Annotated in this window: 10 protein-coding genes, 1 tRNA gene and 2 pseudogenes; 12 read left to right on the forward strand and 1 reads right to left on the reverse strand. The window is 67.6% G+C overall.

Going from position 1 to position 11,145, the window contains the following annotated elements:
* Positions 1-311 precede the first annotated feature (311 nt).
* From fdhE to HLA98_RS21420, 8 genes and pseudogenes are all read left to right on the forward strand, one after another.
* Positions 312-1,295: a formate dehydrogenase accessory protein FdhE gene (gene fdhE, locus HLA98_RS20995; RefSeq protein ID WP_057499396.1), complete on the forward strand. Its 984-nt coding sequence runs from the start codon at positions 312-314 to the stop codon at positions 1,293-1,295.
* Between the two features lie 4 nt (positions 1,296-1,299).
* Positions 1,300-2,724, forward strand: a complete 1,425-nt coding sequence (gene selA, locus HLA98_RS21000; RefSeq protein WP_057499397.1) for an L-seryl-tRNA(Sec) selenium transferase — start codon at positions 1,300-1,302, stop codon at positions 2,722-2,724.
* On the forward strand, positions 2,721-4,652 hold the full coding sequence (selB, locus tag HLA98_RS21005; protein WP_057499398.1) for a selenocysteine-specific translation elongation factor: 1,932 nt from the start codon (positions 2,721-2,723) through the stop codon (positions 4,650-4,652). Before selA ends, selB begins: the two co-directional genes overlap by 4 nt.
* Before the next feature lie 24 nt (positions 4,653-4,676).
* Positions 4,677-4,772 (forward strand) — tRNA-Sec (locus HLA98_RS21010).
* A gap of 26 nt (positions 4,773-4,798) precedes the next feature.
* Complete coding sequence (gene selD, locus HLA98_RS21015; RefSeq protein ID WP_057499399.1) at positions 4,799-5,878, forward strand: selenide, water dikinase SelD; 1,080 nt, start codon at positions 4,799-4,801, stop codon at positions 5,876-5,878.
* Between the two features lie 70 nt (positions 5,879-5,948).
* Positions 5,949-6,440, forward strand: a complete 492-nt coding sequence (locus tag HLA98_RS21020) for a helix-turn-helix domain-containing protein (protein ID WP_049443665.1) — start codon at positions 5,949-5,951, stop codon at positions 6,438-6,440.
* A gap of 125 nt (positions 6,441-6,565) precedes the next feature.
* Positions 6,566-6,631, forward strand: a pseudogene (locus tag HLA98_RS21310) (nucleotidyl transferase AbiEii/AbiGii toxin family protein); the annotation flags it as partial.
* 209 nt (positions 6,632-6,840) lie between these two features.
* Positions 6,841-6,990 (forward strand): annotated as a pseudogene (locus HLA98_RS21420) (nucleotidyl transferase AbiEii/AbiGii toxin family protein); the annotation flags it as partial.
* Positions 6,991-7,114: 124 nt separating this feature from the next.
* On the opposite strand, the gene HLA98_RS21030 reads toward HLA98_RS21420, so the two are convergent.
* Positions 7,115-7,975 (reverse strand): YicC/YloC family endoribonuclease, encoded by an 861-nt coding sequence (locus tag HLA98_RS21030; RefSeq protein WP_019661992.1) that lies wholly within the window; start codon positions 7,973-7,975, stop codon positions 7,115-7,117.
* Between the two features lie 124 nt (positions 7,976-8,099).
* Here HLA98_RS21030 and rph point away from each other — a divergent pair, with 124 nt between their 5' ends.
* Genes rph through hemW form a run of 4 tightly spaced genes read left to right on the forward strand, consistent with a single transcriptional unit; the run spans position 8,100 to position 11,087 of the window.
* Positions 8,100-8,825 carry a ribonuclease PH gene (gene rph, locus HLA98_RS21035; protein ID WP_005410889.1) on the forward strand — a complete coding sequence of 242 codons (726 nt, stop codon included), beginning with the start codon at positions 8,100-8,102 and terminating at the stop codon, positions 8,823-8,825.
* Positions 8,822-9,211, forward strand: coding sequence for a VOC family protein (locus HLA98_RS21040; protein ID WP_057499400.1), 390 nt, complete (start codon positions 8,822-8,824; stop codon positions 9,209-9,211). The genes rph and HLA98_RS21040 overlap by 4 nt, the downstream gene beginning before the upstream one ends.
* Positions 9,208-9,804, forward strand: a complete 597-nt coding sequence (rdgB, locus tag HLA98_RS21045) for an RdgB/HAM1 family non-canonical purine NTP pyrophosphatase (protein WP_005410891.1) — start codon at positions 9,208-9,210, stop codon at positions 9,802-9,804. The genes HLA98_RS21040 and rdgB overlap by 4 nt, the downstream gene beginning before the upstream one ends.
* Positions 9,805-9,860: 56 nt before the next feature.
* Entirely contained in the window at positions 9,861-11,087 is a 1,227-nt protein-coding gene (gene hemW / locus HLA98_RS21050) for a radical SAM family heme chaperone HemW (RefSeq protein WP_057499401.1), read from the forward strand.
* The last annotated feature ends 58 nt before the right edge of the window (positions 11,088-11,145 follow it).

An 11,145-nucleotide genomic window follows, 5' to 3' on the forward strand; every position in this document is an offset into this window, starting at 1 on the left:
TCCGGTTGCGGGGGACGCTGCAAGTACGTCCATGTAAGCTCGGTCGCCGCATCCATGCGGCTCACGCCCCCGCAACCGGACCCACCCCGCCTTCGACAGTTTCCTGCGATCTGTCGGGACGGGGTTCTGCGTTGCTGTTGGTGGGTGTCGACCTTGGTCGACACGATGAACACGGCAACAACCGATGGGGTCAGATCCGTTCCTCTTCTGGAAAACGGATCTGACCCCGGCGTTTCGGATGGCTGGCAGCACGCTGGACGCCAGCGCCGACAACGGCGAGGATGGAGCCTGGTTCTTCTGGCCGCCCCTGCATGGCGCAACGCATCCTTGAACCCGGTGAGATCGAGACGCTCGCATCGCGCGATGTCCCGCGCATCATCCTGCCCGATGTCACGTCCCTGTTTGCTGAGCGCGCGACGCGCCTGCGCAGCCTGGCTGCGCGCAGTGCCATCGGCGGCTACCTGCAACTGCTGGCGGCGCTGGCCGATGCACAGCAGGCGCTGCTGGACGAGCTGACACCGCAGCAACGCGAGGCGCTGCAGTCGCACGCACGTGCACAGCAGTCGAGTGCGGCGGCCGGTGCCGGCATGCCGTTGCGGCCGGCCAACACGCTTCAACTGGATGGACGCTGGCGCGACTGGCTGCGCACGCTGTGCCAGCACTGTGCCGACGAGGCCGGGCTTCCGGTGGAAACCCGCCAGGAGCTGCAGCGCGTCGCCGCGGCCGACGATGCCTGGCTGGATGCGCAGGCGCATGCCGTGCTGGAGCGCGATGACGCGCCGTCGGTAGATGCGGTCGCTGCGCTGCTGGTCATGAATGCACTGCAGGCTTATTGGTCGGTGCTGACGGACAGCTTCCGCCCCACCGACCTGAAACCGTTGGCCGATGCACCCGGCCTGTGCCCGTTGTGCGGCTCGCTACCGGTGGTCAGCGTAGTGCAGGCGCGGCCGCCCTATGCGTCCTACCGCTACCTGTCGTGCTCGCTGTGCGCCTGCCAGTGGCACTACGTGCGCGTGCAGTGCAGCCAGTGTGGTGCCGCCGGCAAGGACATCGCCTATCGCGCCCTGGCCGATGTGGACGGCGACAGCGGCGAGGCCGTGCGCGAGAGCGCGGTGCGTGCCGAGACCTGCGACCACTGCCACAGCTACCGCAAGATCCTGTATCTGGAGAAAGACCCGTCACTGGAGCCGGTTGCCGATGACCTCGGCACGCTGGCGCTGGATCTGCTGCTGGCCGAGGAAGGCTATGCACGTGCCAGCCAGAGTCCGCTGTTGTGGCAATCCGACGGCGATTGAGGCGATGAGCGCCACGCCCCCCACCCCGGCATCGGCCGCCGCCCTGCCCTCGCTGGACCGGGTGCTGCGCCTGCCTGCACTGGCGCCACTGATCGAAGGCCACGGTCGAAGCCGCATCACCCAGCTGCTGCGTTCGCACCTGCAGGTGCTGCGTGAGCGTATCAGCGCCGGCCAGTTGTCGACCGCGCAGCTGCAGGAAGCGGTTGAGGGCCCAGCGCTGGCCGCAACGGTCGAGGCCGCACTCGCAGCCGATGCACGGTTGGACCTGCAGCCGATGTTCAACCTGACCGGCACCGTGCTGCACACCAATCTCGGCCGCGCATTGCTGCCCGATGCCGCCGTACACGCAGTCACTCGCGCGATGACCGCGCCGGTGGACCTGGAGTTCGACGTCGTACGTGGCCGTCGCGGCGACCGCGATGCACGGGTACAGGCATTGATCTGCGAACTGACCGGCGCTGAAGCCGCCACCGTGGTCAACAACAATGCGGCGGCGGTCCTGCTGCTGCTAAACAGCCTGGCCAACCGCCGCGACGTGGTGGTGTCTCGCGGCGAGCTGGTGGAGATCGGTGGCGCCTTCCGCATTCCCGACGTGATGCGCAGTGCCGGCGCGCGGCTGCTGGAAGTCGGCACCACCAACCGTACCCATCCGGCCGACTTCGCCAACGCCATCGGCGCACGCACCGCATTGCTGATGGAGGTGCACGCCAGCAACTACGCGATCACCGGATTTACTGCCAAGGTCGACACCGCGGCGATGGCCGCGATCGCGCACGAGCATGGCCTGCCGCTGGTGGTGGACCTGGGCAGTGGCAGCCTGTGCGATCTGGGCATGTTCGGCCTGCCGCACGAACCCACCGTGCAGGAAACGCTGGCGGCCGGCGCCGATCTGGTTTCGTTCAGCGGCGACAAGCTGCTGGGGGGTCCGCAGGCCGGCATCATCGCCGGCCGCGCCGACCTGATCGCGCGGATCAACCGCAACCCGCTCAAGCGCGCACTGCGCATGGACAAGATGGGACTGGCTGCGCTGGAAGCGGTGCTGGCCCTGTACCGCGAGCCGGAGCTGCTGACACAGCGGCTGCCCACCCTGCGCACCCTGTCGCGCACGCAGGATGACGTTGCTGCGCAGGCCCATCGCCTGCTGGAGCCGATGCAGTCCGTGCTGGCAGACGACTACACCCTTGAAGAGGCCTCAATGCACAGCCAGGTCGGCAGCGGCGCGCAGCCACAGGCACAGCTGGCCAGCGCCGGACTGCGCATCACCAGCGCACGCCGTGGCGGGCTGGATCGCCTGGCCAAGCGCTTGCGCCAGCTACCGCGCCCGGTGCTGGGCCGCATCGCCGATGACGCGTTGTGGCTGGACCTGCGCTGCCTGGACCCCGGGAACGAAGCGGCCCTCCTCGCCCAATGGAGCATGCTGCAGGCATGATCGTCGGCACCGCCGGGCATATCGACCATGGCAAGACAAGCCTGGTACGCGCACTGACCGGCATCGAAACCGATCGCCTGCAGGAAGAGCGTACGCGCGGCATATCGATCGAACTGGGCTACGCCTATGTCCCGGTGGAAAGCACGGACGTCGAAGGCCCCGCCGCGACGCTGGGTTTTGTCGACGTGCCGGGCCATGAGCGCTTCGTGCACACGATGGTGGCCGGTGCCACGGGTACCGATGTCGCCCTGCTGGTGATCGCTGCCGACGACGGCGTGATGCCACAGACCCGCGAGCATCTGGCGATCCTGCAACTGCTGGGCGTGAACCGGGGGGCTGTGGCGCTGACCAAGATCGACCGTGTGGATGCGGCGCGCATCGCCCGGGTCGAGATCGAGATCGCTGCGCTGCTGGCCGCGACACCGTTGCAGGATTCCCCTCTGTTCGCCTGCAACAGCACCGCACCCGACGATGCCGGCATCAGCGCACTGCGTACCCAGCTGCACGCGTGGGCAGCGGACGACGCCAGTACGCGCCAGGCCGAACTGCGCAGCGAACTGTTCCGCATGCCGGTGGACCGCGTGTTCTCGCTGGCCGGCCACGGCACGCTGGTGACCGGCGCAGTGCATGGCGGCGTCGCGATGGTGGGCGACCACCTGCAGCTGATGCCCGCCGCCACCGACGTACGCGTGCGCAGCATCCACGCACAGAACCAGGCCAGCGACCACGCGATGGCCGGGCAGCGCTGCGCGCTGAACCTGGCGGCCATCGCCCGTGATGACATCCACCGTGGCGACTGGATCGCCGACCCGCGCGCCCTGCTGGCGACCACCCGAGTCGATGTGCGCCTGCGTCTTTCCGCGTTGTCCGCACCGTTGCGCGACTGGGCGCCGCTGCATATCCACTGGGGCACGATGCACCGGCAGGCCCATGTGGTGCTGCTGGAGGACGACGATCACGGCAATGGGCAGTTGGTGCAACTGGTGTTCGATGCACCCGTCTGTGCGATGTGTGGCGATCGCTTCATTGCCCGCGATTCAGCTGCGGCCCATACGCTGGGTGGTGGCGTCGTGCTCGACCCGGATCCGCCGCAGCGGCGCCGGCGCAGCCCCGCACGGCTCGCCTGGCTGGGAGCACTGGAGCACCTGGCCGCAGGTGCGGGAATCGGCCCGCTGTTGCAGCAGGCGCCCTTCGGCATACCTATGGCCGCGCTGCAACGGTACTGCCGGCGCGCGGCCGACCGGATCGATCTTCCTGCAGACACGCGACGCATCGCCACCCGCGAAGACACGGTGATCATCCTTGCCTCGCATTGGCAGGCATTGCGCGAGCAGGTGATCACCTCACTGCGTGGATGGCATGAGCGACGCCCGGACGAGCCGGGTGTCGACAGCGGGCGCCTGCAGCGCAGCACCCTTCCTGCATTGGCAGCAGGACTGTGGAACGCCCTGCTGCAGGACCTGCTTGAAGACAGCCTCGTGCAGCGCGCGGGTGCGTGGTGGCGCCTGCCCGGCCACGACCATGCGCCACCGGAACGCGAACGCTTGCTGCTGGACCGCGTGCTACCTCAGTTGCACGCCGGCGGCTTCGATCCACCGTGGGTGCGTACCCTGGCCGCCGACTTCGGACTGGCCGAAGACGAGGTCCGCGCCGTCCTGCGCCGCGCCGCCGCGCGTGGCGAACTGTTTCAAGTGGTGCCGGACCTGTTCTATGCACCCGCGCGCATTTCGGAACTCGCCGCCATCGTCGCGCAGCTGTCACAGGCCAGCGGCACGGTGGATGCGGCCGCCTTCCGCGATGCCATCGGCCTGGGCCGCAAACGGAGCATCCAGATCTTGGAGTTCTTCAATCGCGTTGGCTACACTCGACGCGTCGGTGACCAGCATCGGCCGCGTGGTGACCTGCAGTGGAACGCAGCCCGCGACTGAGCCCACCGGTACCGCCGTACTTTCGGAAGGCATGCGCATCCGGGCATGCGGCTGGGCTTCAAACCCAGTAGGGGGCGTCGATCGTTCCCTGGTAGGTTCGACTCCTGCTGCCTTCCGCCATTCGTGTTTCCGCAGGAGATGTCGGCATGGCCACGCACGCGCAGTCCCCCGCCCCTTCAACGGCCGATGCCCCGCAACGACTGACCTCGCTGGCACATGGTGGTGGCTGCGGCTGCAAGATCGCGCCGGGTGTGCTGACCGAACTGCTGCGCGGCATTCCAGCGCTTCCGGCACCGGCTGAACTTCTGGTCGGCCGCGAGACCAGCGACGACGCGGCGGTGTACCGCCTCGATGACCGCCAGGCGATTGTCGCCACCACTGATTTCTTCATGCCGATCGTCGACGATCCATTCGACTTCGGCCGCATCGCCGCCACCAACGCGCTGTCGGACCTGTATGCGATGGGCGCGCGCCCGCTGTTCGCACTGGCCATCGTCGGCATGCCGATCAACACCCTGCCGCAGGACACCATCCGCGGCATCCTTCAGGGGGGCGAACGCGCCTGCGCCGATGCCGGCATCGTGGTGGCCGGCGGCCACAGCATCGATTCGGTGGAACCCATCTACGGCCTGGCTGCGATCGGCGTGCTCGATCCGCAGCGGCTCAAGCGCAATGCCGATGCCCGCGCCGGCGACGCGCTGGTGCTGGGCAAACCATTGGGCGTGGGCGTGTATTCGTCAGCGCTGAAAAAAGAAGTGCTGGATGCCGAGGGCTACCGGCAGATGGTCGCGTCGACCACCCGCCTGAACACCGTGGGCGTGCCGCTGGCCGCGCTGGACGGCGTGCACGCCATGACCGATGTCACCGGCTTCGGCCTGCTCGGCCACCTGCTGGAAGTGTGCCGCGCCAGTGGCGTTGCCGCCGAAGTGGACAGCGCGCAGATCCCGCTGCTGCCGCAGACGCTGGAGCTGCTGCAGCGTGGCTGCGTGACCGGCGCCTCCCACCGAAACTGGGCTTCCTATGGCGCCGAGGTGCGCTTCGCCGATGGGTTGCCGGCACACTGGCAGCCACTGCTGACCGACCCGCAGACCAGCGGCGGCCTGCTGGTGTCCTGCGCCCCGGAGGCGGTGGATGCGGTGCTGGCCTGCTTCCACGACGCGGGGTTCGGCCAGGCAGCCGTGGTGGGGCGTTTGGGCGAAGGAGCGCCGGGCATCAGCGTGGTTTGAGATGTGAAGGTTTGCCAACGTGCCGCTTCCGGGCACTTGAATTGTGTCCAAAATATTGGACAATCAGACCATGAACCTGATCGACATCGGCAAGGCGGTTCGCGCCCGCCGTGAGCAGCTTGGTCTGTCGCAAGGCCAACTGGCTCATCTCAGCGGCCTTTCCCGGCAAACCGTGGTCGGCCTGGAAGGGGGCACCCTGAGTGACCTGGGTGTCAATCGCGTGGGACAGGTGATGGCCGTGCTCGGTCTGGATGTACCGGCACCCACCACCGAAAGCCGGCTGCGCAAGCAAGGCCTGAAAATGGCCGCACGCACCGCCAACGTGAGCTACGCAAGCGAACTGACGGCTGGCGAACTGGCGCGCGTGCTGGTCAGTGGGGAAGTTCCTGCCACCTACGCGGCGCAGATGGCGCACCTGCTGGATGAAGCCCCTCCCGCCATGATGGTGATGGCGGTCGAGGAAGCTGCAATCGGCGCGCAGATGCCACCACGGCGCATCTGGCGCAACGTGGCGAAGATGGCCAACACACTTTCTGCCCATCGCAAGGACCTGTGGATGTGAACCGCGAATTGCCGGCCGGCGCCTGGCAGGCGCTGCTGCCTCGGGCGCTTGTCCTCATCGGGGAGATCCAGCGCCACGGCGGCATCACCGATCCGTTCTGGACCTTGGGCGGCGGAACGGCGCTGATGTTTCGACATCGGCACCGGCTCAGCAAGGACATCGACATCTTCGTGCCGAATCCCCAGTACCTGGGGTTCGTTACTCCCCGCTTGAGCGATATGGCCGCGAGCCTTACCGGCGACTACAGCGAAGATCCCAGCGCCTGGGTAAAGCTGCAGTTCGAGGAAGGCGAGGTGGATTTCGTCGCGGCGCCAATCTTCTCGATGATGCCTGGGAGGAATGGACGATCGATGGGCAGCGCATACGCGTGGAAACGTCGGCGGAAATCATCGCCAAGAAAATGTTCCATCGCGGGCATCGAACAACGGCCCGAGACCTGTTCGATCTTGCGCTGGTCATCGAACGCGAGCCGGACGCGCTGGCGGCCGCCGCAGACGCACTGGTCCGCCATCGATCAACGTTTCTTGATCAGATCCGCAATCCCCATCCGACATTGAAGATTGCGTTCAAGGCCATCGACACGCTGGACTACACGCCAGACTTCGACCACTGCATCGCGATAGCCGGGGACTACCTGGAAGGACTGTGATCCTCCCAGGCAATTGCGCGGAACATCACTCGATGTTCTGCACCTGTTCGCGGATCTGGTCGATCAGCACCTTCAGCTCCACCGCGGCATTGGACGTACGGCTGTCCACCGACTTCGAGCCCAGCGTGTTGGCTTCGCGGTTGAACTCCTGCAGCAGGAAGTCCAGGCGGCGGCCGACCGGCTCGCGCTGCTTGAGCACGCGGCGGATCTCGACGATATGGCTGCCGAGCCGGTCCAGCTCTTCATCCACGTCCAGCTTCTGCAGCCACAGCACCAGCTCCTGCTCCGCACGGCCCGGGTCGACCGGGTGCGGCAGGTCAGCCAGACGGGCGGCCAGCTTGGCGCGCTGGCCGTCGCGAATGGCCGGAATCAGCGTGCGCACTTCGGTGGCGATGCGCTCGATGCCGTCCACACGCTCGCTGATGGCCGCAGACAACTTGCCGCCTTCGCGCTCACGGGCCTCGACGAAGCCGTCCAGCACCTGGTCCAGCAGGGCCAACGCCTCGACCTGCAGGGCGGCGGCATCGGTGGCCTCGCCACGGGTCACGCCCGGCAGCTGCAGCAGGTCGGTGAAGCTGACCTGCAGGTTGGGGAAATCAGAGGTCAGGCGGTGGGCCAGGCGGCCCAGCTGGCCCAGCAGGGCCTCGTCCACCTGCAGGTTGGCCGCCGCTTCCGGCGCGCGCAGGCGCATCACCAGATCCAGCTTGCCGCGGCTCAGACGTGCGGCGATGCGCTCGCGCAACTGCGGTTCGAGCGCGCGCAGTTCCTCGGGCAGGCGGGTGCCGACCTCCAGGAAACGGTGGTTGACCGAGCGCAGCTCGCAGCCCAGCGTGCCCCACGGGGTGACCCGCTCGCCGCCGGCATAGGCGGTCATGCTTCGAATCATGGATTGTGTCCGGTGCGTGCAAAGGGGGAATGGTACCCTAGCGCCCTCACCAGAGCCCCCTTGCCCGCCCCGTGAAGGCCGCGGGCGTGGCGGCGTACTCCCTCGCCATTACGGAACCCGCACCATGTCCGATTCCCGCCCCAGCGGCCGCCAGCCCGACCAGCTCCGCCCGGTCGTCATCCAACGCGGCTTCACCCGCCATGCCGAAGGTTCGGTGCTGGTGTGCTTCGGTGAAACCCGTGTGCTGTGCACCGCCAGCGTCGAGAACCGCGTGCCGGGCTTCCTGCGTGGCAAGGGCGAAGGCTGGGTGACCGCCGAGTACGGCATGCTGCCGCGCGCCACCCACACCCGCAGCGACCGCGAAGCGGCCCGTGGCAAGCAGGGTGGCCGCACGCTGGAGATCCAGCGCCTGATCGGCCGCAGCCTGCGTGCCTGTGTGGACCGCAACGCGCTGGGCGAGCGCACCATCACCCTCGACTGCGACGTGCTGCAGGCCGACGGCGGCACCCGCACCGCCGCCATCACCGGCGCCTACGTGGCCCTGGTCGATGCGGTGAACGTGCTGATGAAGCGTGGCGACATCAAGCGCAACCCGATCCTGGGCGCAGTGGCTGCCGTGTCGGTGGGCGTCTACCGCGGCACTCCGGTGCTGGACCTGGACTACGCCGAAGACAGCGACTGCGACACCGACATGAACGTGGTGATGAACGACGGTGGCGGCTTCATCGAGCTGCAGGGTACCGCCGAAGGCCATGCCTTCCGCCGCGATGAACTGGATGCGCTGCTGGGCCTGGCCGAGAAGGGCGTGGGCGAACTGCTGGCCGCACAGCAGGCGGCGCTGTCGGCATGAATCGCCGCATCGCCCTGACCACCCTGGTAGTGGCCGACTACGACGAAGCCATCGCCTGGTACACCGGCAAGCTTGGCTTCGCACTGCTGGAAGACATCGACCAGGGCCACAAGCGCTGGGTGGTGGTGGGGCCGACCGACGGCAGCGCTGCCGCCCTGCTGCTGGCCCGCGCCAGCGACGAGGAACAGCGCAGCCGCATCGGCAACCAGACCGGTGGCCGCGTCGGCTTCTTCCTCAACACCAACGACTTCCATCGCGACCACGCGGCGATGCTGGCCGCCGGCGTCGAGTTCCTGGAAGCGCCACGCGAAGAACCCTACGCAACGGTCGCGGTGTTCCGCGATCTGTATGGCAACACCTGGGACCTGCTGGAGCCCCGTCAATGAAGAAACTGGTACTGGCCAGCCACAACGCCGGCAAGCTGGTGGAGATGCAGGAGATCCTCGCCGACCTGCCGCTGCAGATCACCTCGGCCGCCGAACTGGGCCTGGGCGACGTGGAAGAGACCGGCCTGACCTTCGTCGAGAACGCGCTGCTGAAGGCGCGCGCGGCCTGCGAAGCGACCGGCCTGCCGGCGCTGGCCGATGATTCGGGGCTGATCGTCGATGCCCTCGGCGGTGCGCCGGGCCTGTACAGCGCGCGCTATGCGGGCCACCCGACCAATGCTGCGGCCAACAATGCCAAGCTGCTGGACGCGATGGCCGACATTCCCGATGGCCAGCGCAGCGCCCGCTTCTATGCGGTGATCGTGCTGCTGCGCCACGCCACCGACCCGCAGCCGCTGATCTGTGAAGGCCGCTGGGAAGGCCAGATCATCCGCGAACTGCGTGGCACGAATGGTTTTGGCTACAACCCGGTGTTCCTGGACACCACCCACGGCCTGACCGCCGCGGAAATGGAGCCGGCATTGAAGAACGCCATCAGCCACCGCGCCATTGCCCTGCAGCAGCTCAAGCAGCAGCTGGCGACGCTGTACTGACGCCACCCGATCGAACCAGGGAAGCCGGCCAGCGGCCGGCACTACCGAAGAAGCCCATGCCGCACGCCCACGACCACTGCAACCACCTGCCCGGCGAAGCCTGCTCCGCTGACCACGACAGCCCGCCGCGACTGGTGCCACCACCGCTGTCGTTGTACGTGCACCTGCCCTGGTGCGTGCGCAAATGCCCGTACTGCGATTTCAACTCGCACCAGGCCAAGGGCGAGCTGCCGTTCGACGCCTACATCGATGCACTGCTGCGCGATCTGGACCAGGACCTGCCACTGGTCTGGGGCCGGGTGGTGCACAGCGTGTTCTTCGGTGGCGGGACGCCCAGCCTGTTTCCGCCGGAGGCGATCGACCGCTTCCTGCAGCAGGCCAGCGCGCGCCTGCGCATTGCCCCCAACGCCGAAATCACCCTGGAAACCAACCCGGGCACCGCCGAACACGGCCGCTTCGACCGCTACCGCGCGGCCGGCGTCAACCGCCTCAGCTTCGGCATCCAGAGTTTCGACGATGCGATGCTCAAGCGCCTGGGCCGCATCCACGACAGTGGCGAAGCCGAGCGCGCGGTGAAGATGGCGCAGGATGCGGGCTACGACAACTTCAACATCGACCTGATGTACGCGCTGCCGGAACAGACCCTGGCCGGCGCCGAGGCCGACCTGGAACGTGCATTCGCGCTGCAGCCGGCGCACATCTCGCACTACCAGCTGACCCTGGAACCGAACACGGTGTTCTTCGCGCGGCCGCCGCAGGGCATTCCCGATGAAGACAATGCCTGGGACATGCAGGAACACTGCCAGGCACTGCTCGCGCAGGCCGGTTTCGGCCAGTACGAAGTCAGCGCCTACGCGCGCCCCGGCCGACAGAGCGCGCACAACCTGAACTACTGGCGCTTCGGAGATTACCTGGGCATCGGTGCCGGCGCGCACGGCAAGATCAGTTCGGGTGCCGAGGAACACGTGCTGCGACGCTGGAAGCTGAAGCATCCGCAGGCTTATCTGGACAGCGCGGGCACCCCGGCCTCGTTCGGCGGTGACGATGTGATCGCAGCCGAGCGCCTGCCGTTCGAGTACATGCTGAATCTGCTGCGCCTGCACGAAGGCTTCGGCCTGCGCGATTTCGAGTCGCGTACCGGGCTGCCGCGCAGCGTGCTGGATGCACCGCTGGCCGAGGCCGTGCAGCGCGGCTGGCTGGACGTGACGGATGGCCATGTGCAGCCGACCGAGCTGGGCCGCCGATTCACCAACGATGTGGTGAGCCTGTTCCTGGAGGAATGAGCGTCCTGCAGTAACGGGTACTGCCGGGGGGGGGGGGGGGGGGGGGGGGGGGGGGGGG

This window comes from Stenotrophomonas africana (assembly GCF_013004645.1).
GTDB classification, from domain to species: domain Bacteria; phylum Pseudomonadota; class Gammaproteobacteria; order Xanthomonadales; family Xanthomonadaceae; genus Stenotrophomonas; species Stenotrophomonas africana.